The organism is Pedobacter borealis DSM 19626 (assembly GCF_000708285.2).
GTDB lineage: Bacteria > Bacteroidota > Bacteroidia > Sphingobacteriales > Sphingobacteriaceae > Pedobacter > Pedobacter borealis.
On sequence record NZ_JAUG01000052.1, the window covers coordinates 1 to 19,545 of the forward strand.

General features: G+C 40.0%; 16 protein-coding genes and 1 pseudogene. 11 read left to right on the forward strand and 6 right to left on the reverse strand.

Going from position 1 to position 19,545, the window contains the following annotated elements:
* Nucleotides 1–367 precede the first annotated feature (367 nt).
* The 3 genes from AW17_RS14430 to AW17_RS14440 form a co-directional block, all read right to left on the reverse strand.
* Complete coding sequence (locus AW17_RS14430) at nucleotides 368–871, reverse strand: hypothetical protein (protein ID WP_157280313.1); 504 nt, start codon at nucleotides 869–871, stop codon at nucleotides 368–370.
* A complete protein-coding gene (locus AW17_RS14435; protein WP_157280314.1) occupies nucleotides 868–2,082 on the reverse strand; it encodes a hypothetical protein in 1,215 nt (404 codons plus the stop codon). The genes AW17_RS14430 and AW17_RS14435 overlap by 4 nt, the downstream gene beginning before the upstream one ends.
* Before the next feature lie 520 nt (nucleotides 2,083–2,602).
* Nucleotides 2,603–4,015, reverse strand: a complete 1,413-nt coding sequence (locus AW17_RS14440; protein ID WP_029277589.1) for an aminotransferase-like domain-containing protein — start codon at nucleotides 4,013–4,015, stop codon at nucleotides 2,603–2,605.
* 81 nt (nucleotides 4,016–4,096) lie between these two features.
* On the opposite strand from AW17_RS14440, the gene AW17_RS14445 reads away from it, so the two are divergent.
* The 3 genes from AW17_RS14445 to AW17_RS14455 are packed head-to-tail and all read left to right on the forward strand — an operon-like array spanning nucleotide 4,097 to nucleotide 6,146.
* A complete protein-coding gene (locus AW17_RS14445) occupies nucleotides 4,097–4,996 on the forward strand; it encodes a DMT family transporter (RefSeq protein WP_245235072.1) in 900 nt (299 codons plus the stop codon).
* 29 nt (nucleotides 4,997–5,025) lie between these two features.
* Nucleotides 5,026–5,637: an FMN-binding negative transcriptional regulator gene (locus AW17_RS14450; RefSeq protein WP_029277591.1), complete on the forward strand. Its 612-nt coding sequence runs from the start codon at nucleotides 5,026–5,028 to the stop codon at nucleotides 5,635–5,637.
* A 2-nt stretch (nucleotides 5,638–5,639) separates the two neighbouring features.
* Entirely contained in the window at nucleotides 5,640–6,146 is a 507-nt protein-coding gene (locus AW17_RS14455; RefSeq protein WP_029277592.1) for a GNAT family N-acetyltransferase, read from the forward strand.
* Between the two features lie 259 nt (nucleotides 6,147–6,405).
* On the opposite strand, the gene AW17_RS14460 is transcribed toward AW17_RS14455, so the two are convergent.
* Nucleotides 6,406–6,870: an MFS transporter gene (locus AW17_RS14460; protein WP_245235073.1), complete on the reverse strand. Its 465-nt coding sequence runs from the start codon at nucleotides 6,868–6,870 to the stop codon at nucleotides 6,406–6,408.
* Nucleotides 6,871–7,604: 734 nt separating this feature from the next.
* Here AW17_RS14460 and AW17_RS14470 point away from each other — a divergent pair.
* From AW17_RS14470 to AW17_RS14485, 4 genes are all read left to right on the forward strand, one after another.
* Nucleotides 7,605–10,361: a DUF11 domain-containing protein gene (locus AW17_RS14470; protein WP_029277594.1), complete on the forward strand. Its 2,757-nt coding sequence runs from the start codon at nucleotides 7,605–7,607 to the stop codon at nucleotides 10,359–10,361.
* 21 nt (nucleotides 10,362–10,382) lie between these two features.
* Nucleotides 10,383–11,075 (forward strand): hypothetical protein, encoded by a 693-nt coding sequence (locus AW17_RS14475; RefSeq protein WP_029277596.1) that lies wholly within the window; start codon nucleotides 10,383–10,385, stop codon nucleotides 11,073–11,075.
* Between the two features lie 97 nt (nucleotides 11,076–11,172).
* Nucleotides 11,173–12,054 carry a T9SS type B sorting domain-containing protein gene (locus AW17_RS14480; protein ID WP_167343682.1) on the forward strand — a complete coding sequence of 294 codons (882 nt, stop codon included), beginning with the start codon at nucleotides 11,173–11,175 and terminating at the stop codon, nucleotides 12,052–12,054.
* 15 nt (nucleotides 12,055–12,069) lie between these two features.
* Nucleotides 12,070–13,050, forward strand: a complete 981-nt coding sequence (locus AW17_RS14485; RefSeq protein WP_029277598.1) for a PorP/SprF family type IX secretion system membrane protein — start codon at nucleotides 12,070–12,072, stop codon at nucleotides 13,048–13,050.
* Between the two features lie 46 nt (nucleotides 13,051–13,096).
* On the opposite strand, the gene AW17_RS14490 is transcribed toward AW17_RS14485, so the two are convergent.
* Both AW17_RS14490 and AW17_RS14495 read right to left on the reverse strand, forming a co-directional pair.
* Nucleotides 13,097–14,977, reverse strand: a complete 1,881-nt coding sequence (locus tag AW17_RS14490) for a gamma-glutamyltransferase family protein (RefSeq protein WP_029277599.1) — start codon at nucleotides 14,975–14,977, stop codon at nucleotides 13,097–13,099.
* Nucleotides 14,978–15,086: 109 nt separating this feature from the next.
* Nucleotides 15,087–15,410 carry a TfoX/Sxy family protein gene (locus tag AW17_RS14495; protein WP_029277600.1) on the reverse strand — a complete coding sequence of 108 codons (324 nt, stop codon included), beginning with the start codon at nucleotides 15,408–15,410 and terminating at the stop codon, nucleotides 15,087–15,089.
* 362 nt (nucleotides 15,411–15,772) lie between these two features.
* On the opposite strand from AW17_RS14495, the gene AW17_RS14500 reads away from it, so the two are divergent.
* The 4 genes and pseudogenes from AW17_RS14500 (at nucleotide 15,773) to AW17_RS14510 (ending at nucleotide 19,431) form a co-directional block, all read left to right on the forward strand.
* Nucleotides 15,773–16,090: a hypothetical protein gene (locus AW17_RS14500; RefSeq protein WP_029277602.1), complete on the forward strand. Its 318-nt coding sequence runs from the start codon at nucleotides 15,773–15,775 to the stop codon at nucleotides 16,088–16,090.
* A gap of 163 nt (nucleotides 16,091–16,253) precedes the next feature.
* A pseudogene (locus AW17_RS14505) lies at nucleotides 16,254–18,107 on the forward strand (GH92 family glycosyl hydrolase); the annotation flags it as partial.
* A 79-nt stretch (nucleotides 18,108–18,186) separates the two neighbouring features.
* Nucleotides 18,187–18,546, forward strand: a complete 360-nt coding sequence (locus AW17_RS25160; protein ID WP_280740012.1) for a glycoside hydrolase domain-containing protein — start codon at nucleotides 18,187–18,189, stop codon at nucleotides 18,544–18,546.
* A 615-nt stretch (nucleotides 18,547–19,161) separates the two neighbouring features.
* On the forward strand, nucleotides 19,162–19,431 hold the full coding sequence (locus AW17_RS14510; RefSeq protein ID WP_029277604.1) for a hypothetical protein: 270 nt from the start codon (nucleotides 19,162–19,164) through the stop codon (nucleotides 19,429–19,431).
* Nucleotides 19,432–19,545 lie beyond the last annotated feature (114 nt).

Consider the following 19,545-nt stretch of genomic DNA (forward strand, 5'->3'; position numbering starts at 1 on the left):
CGACTATTAAAAAAGGGAATATCTAGAATATATGTTTTTAGTGTCAGTTGGGAACAACTGACACCACAATTATTTCATATCCACGTGCAGTCAGATGTTACCATCTGACTATCGACTATTAAAAAGGGGAATATCTAGAATATATGTTTTTAGTGTCAGTTGGGAACAACTGACACCACAATTAAGGAGTTCCTTTGGAACACTCCGCGTTGCTCCGGTCGAGATGACGCCGATTTTCAGGATCTGTCAATTGTAGTAGGGAGGAAGGATTTTTTAAGCTTGTAAACAATAGGCTATTTAAAATAGCCTTTGCCCTGATATCTTAATGATCTTAATTTCTTAATGATCTGCAAGATGCTAACGAAAATCACTTATTAAAATAGCCCTTAATTACCGAGAAAAGATAGATCAAAATTATCCAGCCTACTATCACAAATTTTGGCCATGCAATAAAATCTGTCCGCCAAAATTCAGCCAGATTCCCTGGGTGATAGAAACTATGTAATAGCCTGATATTTTCAATTACATCCAGTGAGCCGATTAAAAACGCCAGAAATAAATTAAGCCGTAGCAATTCGTTTAGCCAACTTGTTTTTTCTCTTTGCATTTGCGAATTAGATAGCGTCATGATGAGCACTACATATACCAAAATAAACAGAAAATCGAGGTGTGTATTCTTTTGGGCAATGTTTAAAAGTGTCTGGTCGCCATACAGGGTATCGCTCCAAAGCGCAATAATTTCCACTCCTGAATCTTTATTGGCAAGCTCCACGTTAATGATTCCTTTTCCGCTGAAGTGCTGAAGTACTTTTCCCTGAAAGGACATTACACCACAAACGATGATAAATACTAAAATCAATATCTTCTTCATTTCTGCCCCCCTTCCTGTTGTTTTACAACTTCTATAACTGCACTTCCATTTTTATTCGGGTTGTTTATACAGTGAATAAAGGCTGCTGCTGTTTTTTTGAAATGTTGGGGCAATGGATGCAATTCATCCGTCCAACCATTTTTGCCAACTGATCCTCTTGAATCGATATGGAATACCCTATTCTCACCTAACATTTCACTAAAAATGCGACCGATATCAATCATCATTTCGTTAAAGAGGTAAATCATGGCATAAACAATTTTGCGCTGATCTTCGGGATCGTATATACCCCTGAGCTGCAAGGGTGTTTTTAACCATCCTCCGTGGCCGAGAAAAGTTCGCGCAAACAGCCGGTACCATTTGAGTGGATTATATCCTGCTATCTTCTTATCGCTTGGTATAGCGTAATCGTAACCTTGCGTAATAATCTGTATCCCTGGAAACTTACCATTTTCTCCCTCACCACCAGTGAGAATCCCATTTATAATAAAATAATATTGGAGCTGAAAAAAGGACAGTAGAGCATAAAAATCTTTGGATATGAACTGGGTACCCCGTTTAAAATCTTCTGGTTTATCGGGTGGATTAGCAGCGCTTTGATAAAGGTATTTCGCAAATGCACTATTTTCAAATTCGTTAGAGTCTCCTTTATGTGTAACCATGGCTGCTATTCTCCGGTTTCCAACCAGGTCGTTTCCTCCCCCGCTAATGATGAAAACATCCGGTTGAAGTGTAGAAAGCTGTTCGACATATTTTTTGGCACTAAGCATGTTCATCAGCCAATCGCCACCAGAAGCCAGGCTATAAACGGCCATATTCTCTTCCATTGCAACCCAGTCGATCACATCGCTTAAAAGAATAGGATAATTGAACCACGAATCGCCCTCTACTACCACTACCCTGTTTTTAAGACCGTTGTGCTTAGCCGTATGTTTCCGGAAATTATTTTTTACCTTTTTTATAAAACGGGTATTGCGCTGGCTGTTTTTTAATGCATCTACTTTAGCCATAACAGGCGCTAATGCTGCTATTTTTCGTACCTGCTCCAGGTTAAGGTCGTAGATATGCTGAATAATTTCAGAAAGATCGAATTCATTAATTTCAGGCCTCAGTTCAATAAGTTCGCTAACCGAGATATTGTTATTGAGCAGTTTGTCGATAAGACATTTCTTTATAGCAGGATCCATGGCTTTTCGATCGTTGTGTATCATTTTCTGTTTTTTAAATATATGTTTAGCAAGAGACATACTGATATAATAGTAAATCAATCAGAAAATACTGCATTCTATTGAAAACTAAACAGATAACTGTTGTTAAATATGTAAATATAACATAACGCCATAGAGATTCCAATACTGATTATTGGGTATACTTACTTATTGTACCTAAAATAAATATTGCACCGAATCGGTTAAGGTTTAAAACATCTTCCTTAACATTTAGGCAACAGTAAACTTACATTAAAGGATTACCTTCGCTAACACAAAACCAGCCTTTCTATGTTTCAATAAATAGATTAAAGCGGTACAATATGGAGAACGAAATACAATCTGACAGGGATATCCAATGCGAGTTCCTAAATATTTTTAAATTTATATGGGCAGCTTGCGGAATAACGCCCTTAGGCGAAACGCCGAGCACTCCTGAGTCAGAGAATGTAAATCCTTAATCAATCATAGCGTATCGGCATTGAGCTAATTGCCCCTAACTTTAGTGCGTGCCATTATCCGGTCACATCATTTTTGCCAGATTACCCAATTGTTTCAGTTTAAATTTAAGCTCATCCGACCATGGAAGGCCTATGCAGAGACGGATACAGTTCTGATATTGGTCTTGCAAGGTAAACATCGGACCCGGGGCGATGCTGATTTTTTGTTTCATGGCCAGTTCATACAGTTTTACCGCATCAACTTCTTTGTTAAATTCTATCCATATGGCCAGTCCACCTTGCGGCCGGGTTGTTTTTGTACCCTCGGGAAAATATTCGGTAACCGCATCGATAAAATGCTGATAATTCTGCTGTAAGGTACGACGGAGCTGATGCAAATGGCGATCATAACGACCAGTTTTCAGAAAATTGCCAACAGCCTCATGAATAACAGAAGTTGAAGCAAGGGCATGTACAAGTTTTAGTTTAAGTAATTTTTCTTTATACTTTCCTGGAGCTACCCAACCTACGCGGTATCCAGGTGCCAAAGTTTTCGAAACTGCACTACACCAAAGCACATTACCTTCTGTATCAAATGATTTGCAGCATCTTGGTCGTTGAGGGCCGAAATAAAGATCACCATAAATATCATCTTCAATAAGCGGAATATTATTTGCCGCCAAAAGCTGAACAACTTCTTTTTTATGCGTATCGGGCATACAACTACCCAAGGGTGTATTAAAATTGGGAATTAACAGGCAAATATCAATTTTCGACACCACTTTCCTAAGTGCATCTATCTCAATGCCCGTAACCGGATGCGTGGGCAATTCGAGTACTTTTAAACCTAAACTAATTACCAGCTGGAGAATTCCGGGATAACAGGGACTTTCTATGGCCACCGTATCGCCTGGTCTACCTAAGACCATCAGGCAAAAAGATAATGCATTCACTCCGCCAGCAGTAGTAATCAGATCATCTTCATGAAGGTTTCCTCCCCAGCCTAACGATCGCACTGCAACCATTCTGCGTAATTTAACATTGCCCTGAAGTGGCTCATATTCTGTTCCCCCTTCTTTAAACGCCCGTGTAGCATAAAGTATCTCTTTTTTGAGTTTTGCTAATGGTAACAGACTGCCTGATGGGACACCAATTGAAAAAAGGGTTAAATCATCGCGACCAATGCTAGAATACACCTGGGTACTCAGTTCGCTCGGTTCATGATAATTTGCAATTTGTGAAGGTTTACTAACTGCAGGCAACGGAAGTCGTTCTACCCTACGGTTGCTTACAAAGAAACCCGATTGTGGTTTGGCTTCGACCAACGATTGTGCTTCAAGTTCCAAAAACACACGTTTTGCCGTATTCATGCCTACTGCATATTCTTTGCAGAGCATCCGAACAGAAGGAAGTTTATCTCCCGAGCGCAGAATACCGTCTCTAATCTGTGTGGCAATTCCGCTTGCTATTTCATTGTACCTGTAAACCTTTTCCATAATCGACAAACTGTATCCATGCAAATATACAAAACTGATACTGTATTTGCCGCTTTTAGCTTTGCACCTTTGATTTAAGAAATGAAAGACATGAAAGAAACAGGAACTGAGCCGAACAAAGAAAATATTTCAAGTGGTTGGCTTAACGGATTTATCGCCGTACTTATCTTTAGCGGCTCTATGCCAGCCACAAGACTAGCCGTGATGGATATGAGCCCTATTTTTGTAACTGTTGCCCGTGCCACAATAGCTGCATTGCTTGCAATGGGGGTATTAATTACATTTAGAGAGAAACGACCATCAAGCAAACATTTAATCTCGCTGGTAATTGTAGCACTGGGTGTAGTAATCGGCTTTCCTTTGTTAAGCGCTTTTGCTTTGCAACACATTACCTCGGCACATTCTTTGGTGTTTTTAGGCCTCTTACCCATGGTTACAGCCGCTTTCGCAGTTTTACGGGGAGGCGAACGTCCTAAACCCATATTCTGGTTTTTCTCAATTGTAGGCAGCCTTCTGGTAATTGGTTACGCCATTTATCAGGGAATTAACGCCGCGCCAACCGGGGATATTTTAATGTTACTGGCAATTGTACTATGCGGGCTTGGCTACGCAGAAGGCGCAAAACTATCTAAAACATTGGGTGGTTGGCAGGTAATCTCCTGGGCACTTGTGCTCTCGCTCCCACTCATGTTACCTTTAATGTTCATTTATCAACCAGCTTCATTTGCTGAAGTGGGTAGCGCTGCCTGGCTGAGCCTTGCTTATATTTCGCTCTTTAGCATGTTCATCGGGTTTATTTTCTGGTACAGAGGGCTTGCACAAGGTGGAACCGCAGCAGTTGGACAGCTCCAGCTCCTTCAGCCCTTTTTTGGTTTGGCCCTTGCCACGACCTTACTCCATGAAAAAGTTAGTATGGGTATGCTAGCCATTACAATGGGCGTAATCCTTTGTGTTGCGGGCTCAAAAAAGTTTGCTAAATAACCATAAGCTATCCTTCAAAATACAATAAAATGTTGATATCCAATAGTTTTAAGTTTGATGACCAAAGTGAGCAAATTGCCTTTATGAAGAGATATAGCTTTGCCACGATCATTACCAGCCACAATAATTTATCCATAGCCACTCAGTTGCCTTTTGTTGTAAACGAGGTAAATGGGAAGGTATTGATTAGCGGTCACTTTGCGCAAGCTAATGAGCAGGTGAAATATATTGAGCAGTATACATCGCTTATTATATTCACCGAGCCACATGCCTATATCTCTCCTAGCCATTACCAAAAACACGAAAGTGTACCTACATGGGATTATATCAGTGTACATGCTTATGGAAAAGCCAATATTATTAGCCACGAGGGCACTAAAGAACAAGCTTTGAAAGAAATGATTCTGTATTATGAAAAAGAATATCTCGTGCAATGGGATAGTCTTTCAGAAAAGTTTAAACAGGGTATGATGCGGGGAATTGTAGCTTTCGAAATAGAAGTAAACAATCTTCAGGGAAAGAAAAAATTAAGCCAGAACAAATCGGAACAGGAACGAAAAAATATTGTATCGCACCTCGAAAACAGCAACAACGCTGTAGAAAGAGAACTTGCTCCATTCATTAAAAATCTAAAATCATAACCATGCAAATTGAAAATAGTACAACACATGATATAGCAGAGATCTTCCGCTTATATGATATCGCAACCGATTTCCAGAAAACGAAATATAGCGTTCATTGGCCCAAATTTGAACTTTCGCTGATCGAAACAGAGATTAAGGAAAACAGGCAATGGAAAATAATTATTAACGGACAGGTAGCCTGCATTTGGGCAACTACTTTTAGCGATCCTCAGATATGGGAAGAGAAGAACCTTGATCCCGCCATTTATATTCACCGCATTGCCACAAATCCAGATTTCAGGGGGCAAAACCTGGTGGGTACAATTATAAACTGGGCAAAAGAATATGCCAAAGCAAATGGTAAACGTTTTGTTAGATTAGATACCGTTGGTGAAAACAAGAGACTGATTCAACATTATCAAAAATTTGGATTTGATTTTTTGGGACTATACGAGCTAAACAACACCGATCAGCTTCCGGCACATTATCATCATAAGCCAGTTAGTTTATTCGAGATGCAAATTTAATGTTGAATACATACTGCCCCAAAACCTTCAAGTTCAAAGGTATTGGGGCTTCAATTATAACGGAAATTATTGTACCATGATGTTATCCATAGTTAAGCGTCTTTTTTAATTTTTATTGCAAATAACGACCATGTTGCCAACAACATTATCACCGCCGAAACCTGGTAAATAATAGATAAATGTACTTTGGCATCTTTTAATGCGCCGCCAACATAAACCATTAAACCACCTATAATTGTACTCAGGAAATTAAGAAAACCTATCCGGTTGCTATATACCTGCTATCGGCAATCTGTCTGAGTACGGGCATTAAATTGGCATCGTTTATCCCTCTGGCTATACCAAAAAAGAACATAGCGATAATGGCTATTGCAAATATCGTGGTGGACGACATGAGGAATAAAAATGGTGCGCCAACAGTAAAACCGATAATGATCATCAAAACCCTGCTTCTCTTATTCTTAAGAAACCATTTATCGGCAAAATAGCCACCCAAAATTACCCCAACAAAAGATCCGATCTGAATATAACCTGTTGCCGAAATTCCGGCTTCACCCAGCTTGAGGTGAAAATGTTCTTTTAAAAAGGTGGGCAGCCAACCATACACCAGCCAGTTTGCGGTACCCAAAACACTGAAATAAAACAATAACACCAGAAAAGACCGCTCTTTAAATAGGATCTTAACCGAAAAAACGCCACGAGAACCGATAAATGGCTTGAACAATGTATGGCATGAATGACTGAATGAAAATCAAAACACCATAAGGTCCCTCCACTGTGCAGGGTTAATTTTAAAATGGGGATCGATAGGCTTATAGCTTTTAAGTTACAGATAAGGTAAATATTTCTATGCCAATCGTATTATTTTATATAAAAAAATCATTTTTTCTCGTCTAAGTGCTTTTTATTATATTCTAGACTCAAAAAAAACACCATAATTAATTGACTACAAACAAGTTGTTTATTAATAAAACTCAAATAGCCAGAAAGAAAATAATCGATTTTTAACCAAAGACGTATCAGTAGAAATACAGTTGATTTAATTTATGCAAAAAATGCCTTTAAATAGCTTTAGAGTGCATTAAAAATTAATATTAGGGGCATTTTTTAATGCTTTTTTTTAATTACTTTCGAACAAAAGAACCAAACAAACTTACACATTCGAGCTACATAATGGATCAAACCTAATCTAGATAGGTAAGTGATTTGTTATGCTAAAATTTATTAAAAAGTCCTCAGCTTTTAATAAATTATTAGATCCATGTTAAGCCATATATGGGTTCCAACAAGTTATTTATGATTAAGGCTTTTCTGCTGTTTTTATTTAACGGGTTACTGGGATTAATATTGCTCTGCTCAGCAAATATTGCATTTGCACGCCATGAAATTAAAACCGTAATAAACGCGAGCTTTAACAATTTACCAATCCCTTTTCCTCTAAAAGCCAGCGCAAGAAGCATGAAAAGCTTACCTGCAACCAGCTATTCTAAACATTATATTGCGCCGGCCCCATGGCAATACTGGAGTAAAGCTAACGAAATTGTTATTACATCAGATATTGGAACAGTTACGGGAACAATTAAGAAAAGTGATGGTACAATATTATTTAATTTCACCTGCACGCAAGGTGTACCTTACGTACAGCGCTTTACCGGATTACCAAAAGATGTACCTGCGCACCAACTAAATACCGTACTGACGGGAGCCGGGTTAATTATAGAGGCCACTGGATCTATTTCAGTGAATTTAAGAAATGTAGCTTCGGATAATTTGGGAACTGACGGTACGGACACAGATATTAAGGGTAACGCCTCTCTTTTTAGTTTTGGTGATGCGGCAATTGGTACCTCTTTTCGTGTAGGTTACTATCGGGATGGAAACCTGGCAAGTAATGCGCATCCACCCATCTATAGCATTATGGCTACCGAAAATAATACCATTGTTAAAATTGGAGGCGTGGCTACAGCTACATTAAATGCCGGACAGAGTTATCTCTTTACTGCACCGATGGGAACGTTGGTAGAGTCGTCAGGATCGGCTGTAATGAATACCGCTGCAGATCTGGATGCACCTGGAGGCTGTGGAGATGGTGCCTACAATCCAATTCCGCCTATTGCCTCATTGGGACAAGAGTATGTGGTGGTTAGAGGCGAGGGTAATTCAACTGCCGAGCAGACTACAGTTATTGCAACAGAGGCCAACACCGTAGTTACCGTTACCAGCTTTGACCTGAACGGTGTCCAAAAAACCATAACTACCTTTACACTGGCTCAAGCCGGCGATTTTAAAACTTTCCAACATGGTTTTGTTTCTGGAGCCTATAGCGCTGCAAATCCGCCGGGCATTAATACAGGAAGGTATTCGTCCTCAAGAATTGTAGCCACTAAAAACGTAGGCGTATTTTCAGGTACCGCCGGTATTTCAAGCGGTGGTGGTTGCGAAGTTGATGTGGCTACTTTAGTGCCTATTTCCAGTTGCTCAGGATCAAAACGGGTTGAAACCTCAAAGTTTACTGCTTATGTTCAAAGTACTGACCTCAATTACTTTGGTTATATCATTACCAGTAGTGCAGATAGAATTTATCTTAATACAAATGGCACTCCTCTTTATAGCAATACGGATATAGAAACTATAGCGGGTATAGGTGCACGTAAACCATTAGGCAGTACGGGCTTATCTCTAATTAGTTTCACGAGTGCCAATATTGGATCGCCAAGTACAATTATACTAACAAGTTCCAGCAGGCTTACTGTTTCTATGGTACAGCAAAGTAGTAAATTTTCTATGTCGAACTTTATTTCACGTTTCCCTGAGAAGGGCGTTCAGCCAGTGGTATCGCAAACCAACTGTGCATCAGCAACACTTACAGCAACCCCAAATGCTTCCAATTACCAGTGGTACCTTAACGAAGCTCCGATAAGCGGGGCAAATACCAATACCTATGTGGCTAGTACTTCTGGCAACTATACAGTCAGTTATAGCTTGGACTGTGGCATTAGCGCGCCTTCGCTCCCTTTAAATATCTCACTTTGTAATATCGACCGCTCCATTACCAAAACAGTTGATATCGCTTATCCGGAATTAAACAGCAATGTGGTATTTACGCTTAAGGCTGAAAATTTAGGGAATGGCAACGCTGTTGGTGTATCGGTTACAGACCTGCTTCCCAACGGTTTTACTTATGTATCAAGTATAGCACCAGCAGGTACAAGTTACGATCCTATTTCAGGTATATGGACTATTGGCGATTTGGCCAGTAATGCCAGTATTTCATTAAGCATCACGGCAAAAGTTGTAACAACAGGAAGGAATATTAACACAGCGACGATTACTGGCTCACAGCCTGATCAGGTAACCATTAACGATCAGAGCTCGGTTAGCACCATAACTGGCTCTAATGATAGAGAAATATGTGTAGGAACAGCTATGAACGATATTATTATCAATATCCCATCAGGCTCCAACGGTATTCAAGTTACAGGTTTACCAGCTGGGATAACTTATACAAATAGTTCATCTCCTAAAAAAGTTACCATTTCAGGCACACCAACTACCGCAGGCCCACCAAAAACTTATACCGTTTCTAATACTACAGGAACTCCATTCACTACAACAGGCTCAATAACGGTAAATGGAAATGTAAGTACTCCGGTTTTTAATACCAGATTAACCGATAAACGCTGTGCTGGTGCCGGAACCGACACCTATGTTGCAACGGCAACAAATGCCACAAGCATAGTCTACTCCATATTACCCTTAGCAGCAGGTATTATTGATGCGAACAGCGGTAAAGTAACCTGGGATAATACATTTACAGGAACAGCCACCATAACAGCCACAGCAAAAGGCTGTGCAGAGAAAACTACCGATTTTATCGTAATCGTAAACGGGCTTCCAGCTTTAACATTGGGCACCGAACCTGAAATCTGTCAGGGTTTTACCTCTTCATCTCTTCCTTATACCAACGCTTTAAACAATCCGACTATATATAGCATTACCTGGAATACGCCAGGTTTTGACCCGGTTAGCAATCAGCCTTTGCCTGCAGGAAATATCCCGCTTAACATTCCGGTTAACGCTGCTTTAGGTCTCCATTCTGGTGTGTTGACCATTAAAAATGCGGCGGGTTGCAGTACTCAAATTAATTTCAATATTAAAATAAATCCAAAACCATCAGCACCACATGTGTTGGTACAAACTAATTCACAATATTAAACAAACAAAAAAATCGTCCCCATGAACAGTTCAATTACAAAAGCAATTTTAGCCATTACATTTCTGTTAATCTGCACATTTTCAACAGTATCGGCTCAGGTATTACCAACCACGAGCGGAGTTAGTCTTTTTTGCAAAGGATCGGATCTTACTTTACCCGCTGCCCCAACTGGAGAAAACTGGATTGTTAAATATAGTGCAACTTCAACAACTACACCAAGTACAGGTGTTACTTTAGTTTCGGGAAATAAAATCGCAGCAGCCGATTTAAACACAGGATATTATTATTTGAGTTCTAAATCAACTACCCCAGGCTCCTGCGAATCTGAATTACAGGAAATTCCGGTTTATGTACTTAAACCTTTGGTTGTTGATTTTATACCAGCTAACTTTTGTTTAGAAAGCCCATTGGCTCAAGTTGGCGCTGTTACTAATCCTGAAGATCCAACGATTACATCATTGGCATATCAGTGGTATACGGTAACCGGAGGAGTAGAAACGGCTATATCAGGCGCTACAGCCAAAGATTATACGCCATCGGCCCCAGCAACTGTTGGAACAAAAACACATCGGTTAAAAGTAGGTTATGTAATTAACGGCAATAAATATTGTCCGCAATGGGCAGATCATGATGTTACGGTAACAGCTAAACCTGTAAAACCAACCATTACGCCAGGAACCATTACCGGTACGGCAACAGCAGTTACTTTCTAGGCTGATTTTCGTTTTTCTTAAGATTGTTGTATAAATGCGGCTAAGGATATCCTCCTTCCTGTTATTGGCTTTTATCCTGTTTTTTATTCAAACAGCGATGAGCCAGCTTGCTACCAATGGGCGGCAAACCATTACGATCAGACAAGGGTCGTCGGTGGTTTTGCGTGCAAATTCGGCAGGGGCTGCTATGTACATATGGTATAAGGATGATGTGTTAGTGAAGAACCAAAATAAAGCAACACTTATCACCGCCACGGCCGGCATTTATAAAGTAGCTACAGTAAATAAATTTGGCTGTACATCCGATATTTCAGATGAAATAGAGGTTCTGGCATTGCCACAGCTTATTGCAGATGTAGCCATAACAAAACGATCGGAATCGAAGGTTGTAGTGGGCGATCAGGTTTTTGAGTATTATCTAAACGTTAGAAATAATGGTAAAGATGATGCCACTCAACTGATGATTAAAGATGTACTTCCGGATAACCTTTCTCTAGAAAACCTGGCCCAGCCAACAGATGGAGTAGCGAGCTACGACCTGATAAACAGGACCATTAACTGGAATATTCCCTTACTGGCCAATGGCAAGTTTGCCGAACTGGTCATCAAGGTAAGATCTAAACAATCGGGCATGGTGACTAATACAGCCACGGTAACAGCAATAGAATTTGATCCTAACCTAGCCAATAATACATCAACCGATAAAAAAGAGATTTCAGGTTTAAGAATACCAAATGTTTTCACGCCTAATGGGGACGGCAAGAACGACACTTTTTATATTGAACACCTGGAATCTTTTGAATCGAACGAAGTAACAATTATTAACCGTTGGGGAAGTACGGTTTATCAATCCAATCACTATAAGAACGACTGGACTGCTCTAGGATTAACGGATGGAACTTACTTCTACGTGATTAAAGTTAGAAATGGAACAGCAACCTGGCAAGATTACAAAGGTTATGTAACAGTAATCAGGTAAAAACAAAATACAGACATGAACATTTTGAAAAGGATACTTCTTATTTTGACCATTACGATATTATCTGTTAAGGTTTTTGCGCAACAAGATGCCCAGTTTGGGCAATATGTTTTTAATAACATGTACATCAATCCTGCATATGCGGGTTATAAAGAAGAGCTTTACCTACAGGCTTTCGCCAGAGCACAATGGACCGGCGTTCGGGGCGCACCACAAAGCCTTTCTATATCTGCAGATGAGGCTATAAATGACGAAAGTATGGGCCTGGGGATGATTGTAACCAAGGATAAAATAGGTGCACAAAACACTTTAAATGCATCGGCAAATTTCGCATACAGGATAAAACTTGATCGTACTGAAACTAATATCCTCGCTTTCGGTTTAGGCGTAGGTGTAATCCAGACCTCCTTAAACGGCAATTTGTTAGATCCTATCGAAATGGGCGATAACCGTATCCCGACAGGATCAATAAGTCAGACCATGCCCGATATACGCGCCGGTATCCATTATTCAAATGAAAAGTTTTTTATCGGTTTTTCGGCAAATAACCTCTTTTCAAAAACCTTATCAGTATTTGACGATTACAATTCGCTAAATGTTAAAATTCAGCCTCATTTTTACTTGAGTGCGGGGGTTGCATTACCTGTAAATGACGATTTCGTTTTTAAACCAACCTTTTTAATTAAAGACGATTTACACGGACCAACTTCATTAGATTTAAATGCCTTTTTACTAGTGAAAGAGCGTTTCTGGCTGGGTGCGGTTTATCGCACTTCGGTAAAAATTTACCCTAAAGACAATCTGCAGCGTGGATTAACCAGTAGAGCGGCAGTTGGCTTCATCAGCGAATTGTTTATAAGATCTAACCTGCGTATTGGTTATGGTTATGATTACAGCCTCAATAAACTGAGCAATTATGATTATGGCTCGCACGAAATCTCAGTGGGCTATTACATCGAAACCAAAAAGAGCCGAAGACCAAAGTGTTATTTTTAGGTGTTAATCAAAAAATGCAATGCAGGTCATTCATCGAACCAATGTATTACCATGCAATACCATAATCTTCGCCATGATTACTCGAGCCACCTTGCAAGCTATTGTGCTTCCAATCAAAATAAATGGCATTAATTGGTCCGCTGGTCCGTTCTGAAAAACTGAGGGTATAACCCATTTTTTTCAGTTCATTGCGCACCTCCTCTTTCGTGTTGGTATTTAATAAAATCTGACCTGGTTTTGGTGCTCTGTCGCTCGTTTTAGTACCACCCAGCGAAAGCCAAAGCTGATTCGTGTTAAAGTTAGCGGCTTCGGTTGCCTTTTGCACATTCATACCAAACTCAGCCATGTTTAAAAAGAACTGCAGCAAATTCTGATCCTGGGTATCTCCGCCCTGCACTGCAGCCGATACAAATGGTTTACCATCTTTAATAAACAATGAAGGCGACAGGGTTACCCTTGGCCTTTTGCCCGGTGCAACAACATTGAAGGGATTTAAGGTAGAATCGAGCACAAAACTTTGCATCCTTTGACTCATCCCAATGCCTGTATTACCGGCAATACAGGCCGGAAGCCAGCCACCACTGGGGGTAACAGATACTACCCAACCGGCCTTGTCTGCAGCCTCTATCGATGTTGTTCCCTTCCACAAACGGTCTTCATAAATTTCTTTTGGCGTATTGTTCCCAAGGTCGTGCTTTGGCGCAAAGTTACGTTTGGTTGTATCGGGATTAAAGCCTCTGTTTTTTAACAGATTTAAATATGGGTTTTTCTTGCCTTCGTATGGGTAAGGATCGCCGGGACCGGTGTTTTCATCATTTTTATCAAGCTGAATAAGCGAGGCCCTTTGTTTTGCATAATCTTTACTTAACAGACCTTTTATCGGTTCAGCCGGACTTTGATTAGGATCGCCATAATAAAAATCACGGTCGGCAAAAGAAAGGTTCATGGCCTGATAAACAGTATGGATATATTTTGAGCTATTGTAGTCCATTGCTTTTAGGTCGAAATTCTCTAATATATTCAAAGCTTGCAGTAAAACGGGGCCTTGTGTCCACTGTTGTAATTTGTATACTTTAATCCCTTTATAATCGGTGCTTAATGCTTCTTCTTCAACTGGTTTCCATTTAGCAAGATCATCCATGGTAATCAGACCTCCTTGTTCCTTACTCCCACGCACGAATTCCTTGGCGATGTCTCCTTTATAAAAACGATCGTAAGCAGCCATTAATGCCTCTTGTCGAGAGCTACCTTTCTTCAGCGCCGCTTGCTCTGCTTCAACCATTTTGGTTAGGGTAGCTAACAAATCTTTTTGAATGAAAACCTCTCCTGCTTCTGGCGCCTCACGCTTTTCGCCCAAATGTGGCAATAGCACTTTTTTACTATAGGGCCAGGTTTTAATCAATTCTTTATCGCGCTCCATACTGTTTGCCGCTTGTGCTTCTATGGCATATCCCGCAGCCATGTGCATGGCAGGTGCCAGAACCTGCCCCAAACTCATGCTGCCATATTTACTCAGCATATAAATCAGTCCGCCGGGTGTACCTGGCGTGGTTGCGGCCAAGGGGCCGTATTCTGGCGGAAAGCTATAACCTTTAGCTTTAAAAAAGGCTACGGTTGCTCCAGTTGGGGCAACGCCCATTGCATTAATCGCGATCACATTTTTTGTATTCGGATTGTAAATTAGTGCCTGTGTTTCTCCTCCCCAGCTTAAAGTATCCCACATGGTGCAGGTAGCAGCCAACATGGCACATGCTGCATCAACTGCATTTCCACCTTGCTGAAAGATCATCGACCCTGCTGTTGCTGCCATCGGCTTTCCGGTAATGGCCATCCAGCTGTTTCCATAAAGCATTGGCTTTTGCGTTTGCTGTGCAAATAAAGGGCGAAGAGAGAGTGAGAGTAACAGAAACAGGGCTAAATTTTTCATAGTTCCAATATAGCTAAAATATGTCCCACAGCCGTGCTATACTGACACAGCAATCCTTAATTCCAGGTAATAAAACAAGCTTGTTACAAATTTGAGCACCGCGGTATTCTCATTTCTTTTTCTTGGGTTTGGGTTCAGGCAGTTCAGCTACGGTGATGCTAACCAGTTTTTTTAGCCAATCGCGGTCTTCCAACTGCTCTTCAATTAGAAATTGATTTTTTGCGCCCGGGTAAGGCGGTGCTTCAACAATATCCTTTATATAAACTCTTCCAGATAAGGTTGGCTTAACAAACAGCTTGTTGTCGCACACCAGTGCAAACAACTTATCATCAAAATACAAGCCGTATTCGCCAAACATTTTTTTATAAGTAACATGTCCGGAATAATCCATCTGATCTATTATAAAGTCTACGAATTTCTGTTCTGACGCCATTTTAAATTGATCTAATTTGAAAGGTGTAACATGAGTTCGATAATTATTAGCTGAAAATCATATCTTATACACTCCTAATCCAGCTTTATCGTCCTGCTGAATTTATTTCAGCGTCTTTTTAGCGTGAAAGACTCCAGCCGGAGTACCACCGGTATAAAACTGATCGTAACCTAAATTAGTGGTGCTCACCATTATCGGGCTACCATCTTGCCAGTACTGCGGACCTGTAAGCCATTGTTTGTTTCTGATGTCGTTCGGATCGTTACAGTCTGGTTCTAAAAGCTTTCTATCTACTTATAGCAGGCATAATATTGGTTTCGATCGGATTACTATGGGACCTGTTTTTTCCGGTCAATAAAAATATGTGGACAAGTTCTTTTGTATTGGTTGCCGGTGGATTCAGTCTGATGCTGTTTTCCTTCTTCTATTACATTATTGATGTTAAAACTTATCAAAAATGGAGCTTGCCCTTCATCTGGATTGGTACTAATTCTATCTTAATTTACGTTTGTGCGCATGGGCTTTTCAATTTCGAATCTAGTTCACAATTCCTCTTTGGCGGAGTTATAGCCAAAATTCCTTTAGCCTGGCAACAGGCAGGTTTATGGCTAGGCGTTCTACTCATACAGCTTGGGGTATTGAAATTCCTTTATGATAAAAAATGGTTTTTAAAGGTTTAAGGCAAAGCCAGTAGGCTTCCATACGCTAAGTAATACTAGAAAGATCCTGAAACAAGTTCAGGATGACGAAATGAGCGATATTAAAAACACCAAATTACCCTTGAAGAGCAAAGAAGCAATATAAGAACTTCTTTTAATATCAAATCCTGGCCCCACTATACATATGTTGTTAACTGATTTAAAAAATAGAGCGTCAAAATTCAAAAAAGTAATACAGTTTCTGTTCCTTTCGGCTATAGCGATCCCTTATACAAACGCTGTTTATGCACAAAAACAGCTTTTAATTCCCTACGTTCAGCCATTTTCGGGTACTTCTGCAAGCACCACATTGGCCAGCCAACATATAGAAGATAAAACCGAGCGCCTGGCCAATACCATCCCGGCTGTAGCACCGCCTTTTAGTATGACACAATGGACGCCGCAGCCCCAGCTCACCGAAAAAAAATGTCTGGCTCCTTATTATTACAACAACAAAAAGTTTTACGGATTTAGGGCAAGCCATTGGATCAGTGGTTCTTGTACCCAAGATTACGGAAGCTTCACCATTATGCCCATTTCAGGCCAACTTAAAACCAATGCAGCTGAATATGCAGAAAATTATGTCCACGAAAACGAAGTTTCTACCCCATCCTATTACAAATTAAAATTACCTCAACATCAGCTGTTAACAGAAATTACAGCCAATCTTAGAAGCAGTGTAATGCGGATCACCGCACTAAAAACAGATAGCGTTTATATTTTAGTTACGCCCAATAGCGATCAGAACAAAGGTTTTATTCAGGTTGATGCAGAAAAAGGTGAAATTTCCGGATATAATCCTGTTCACCGGATTTATCAGGGATGGGGAGAACCTGCAGGCTTTAGTGGTTATTTTTTCATCCGGTTTAAAAAATCCTTTACATCAGCAGGTGTTTATAGCGAAGGTCATATTTTCAATCAGCAAAACATCAGCAATAAAAAGGATATTGGTGCTTATGCAGGCTTTAAACTGCAAAAAGGAGAACAGTTAGTGATTTATTCCGGCACCTCTTTTACAAGTATCGCAGCTGCCAAGGCCAACCTGGAAAGTGAGACTAAAAATGATGATTTTGATACTGTTTTAGCACGTACCAATCAGGCTTGGGAAAAATCCCTATCACAGGTCCGTATTTCAGACACAAATGAAAAAGGGAAAAAAATCTTTTACACGGCCCTCTATCATGCCATGCAACATCCCAGGTTATACAATGATGTAGATGGGAAATATCCGCAGTATGATGGAAATTATCAGAACAAAACATTAAACAAAGGCAATTATTACGATGATTTTTCGATGTGGGATATTTACCGTGCCCAATTACCTTTAATTGAGCTATTGAATCCCAGCTTAGCCAATAGCCTTGTTAATTCGATGATATTAAAAGGTCAGCAAGGTGGCTGGATGCCTATTTTCCCTTGCTGGAACAGTTATACTGCCGCCATGATCGGCGATCATGCCACTGCTTTCATCGCTTCCGCATATAATAAGGGGATCCGCAATTATGATATTAATGAAGCTTACCGATTGATGAGGCAAAATGCCTTTCAAATGCCCGATTCTGTCGATTATCTGAATGGAAAAGGCCGACGTGGAATTAACAGTTATTTAAAGTATGGCTATATTCCATTAGAAGACAGTATCCCAAACGCTTTTCATAAAAAGGAACAGGTAAGTAGAACCTTAGAGTATGCATACGATGATTATGCACTCGCAAGTATCGCGAAAGATTTGGGCAAAGAAACCGATTACCAGGAGCTATCAAAACGATCGCTTAATTACCAACATGTTTTTGATCCCAATGTTGGAATGGTTAGAGGGCGTTTTGCCAATGGCAACTGGTACAAGCCTTTTTATCCCGATCACCGCGAACCTTATATTACAGAAGGTACCCCAAGACAATATACTTTTTATGTTCCGCATGATATGCCCGGACTGATCAAGTTGATGGGTGGACGTAAAAATCTCGAAAACGAACTGGATTCGCTCTTTAATAAAAAAGAATATTGGCATGGGAATGAACCTGGCCACCAGATTCCGTTTTTATACAACTACACCCCCTTCTCCATGGAAAACCCAGATGCAAGTATCACGCATTTTGGCAGAAGAGTACGGGGAAGGTGCTGGTGGTTTAAGTGGCAACGACGATGCGGGGCAAATGTCGGCATGGTATGTATTTGCAGCACTCGGCTTTTATCCGGTAGATCCTGTTTCAGGAAACTATCAACTCACCAGTCCTTTGTTTAAACAGGCTACAATAGCTTTTAAAAATGGCAAAAAATTAGTTATAACAGCCATTAAAAAGAACAAAAATTCTATTTACATTTCAAAAATCAGTTTAAATGGAAAACCTTTTACCCAAAACCAAATTAAACACCAATTGCTGGTGCAAGGCGGAAAATTAATCTTTTATCTGCAAGATCAACCAGCCATGCTTTAAATGCCGAAAAACCAATCTACATATAAATAAAATTTAGATTAATAACCGTACTCAGCATGGCGTTGGCTAACAGAAAAACATTTCAACCCCAGTTAATCTTTAAACAAAATCAAGATTATTAGTATTGCACTTAACACAAGGATAAAAAGTATCATTCTTTTGGGAAAGATACTTTCACCCACTTCATTCCCGGTTTTATCTGATGTTTTTAAAGTTTTCTTTTCAACCTTCATGCTTAGATTAGTATAGATAGATTGGATTTGACTGTTTTTGAGCCAAAAAGATTAAGCGCAAAAAAAATATCTTCATTCATTAACCCTATCACTCAAAACATCGTTATTAAAACACCTCCTTACCCATCGTTCCCCTGCTCTGCGTTTAAAAGCTCAGGCAGCGGCTTTCTCCTAAAAAAAATTCTGGACAAATGGGAAACTCTTAATCTTAGGAAAAGCATGCCAGGTGTTTTTTCACCAAAACATAGCTCCACCAAACACTTAACAAACAGACAATAGCCCGCTAACTTTAAGGAAACATTGATTGACTAACTTACAAATGCATTTGCTTACCCTAAGCAGAAAACAGGTAAACAAAAAAGTTTCAATAAAATAGTAAGCTATGAAACAGCAGACCAGAACGATTCCAGGAAAACTGGTAGATTTTGATTATAACAAATACAGGTTACCAACATTTGTAATGCAGTTTAAACCCTCCGTTTATCAAGACGGTGATTGTTATTATGCCGTATTATCCTTTGAGGAGGAACACGATCTTTCAGGTCTTGGAACCTCTCCTGAGGATGCACTGATAGACTGGAATGATAAAGTATGCGAAATGCTTGCCCTATCGGGCGCTTTACGCACATCGCTAAGTGCCAAAAACAAATAATTGCCACAAAAACAGGCCATTTTAATCTTCGCCAAAATTTATTTTGATGAGCCGTGATATAGCTTAACGGCCCGGTATTTGATCAATACTATTGTGATCAGCTGAATTTTCCCG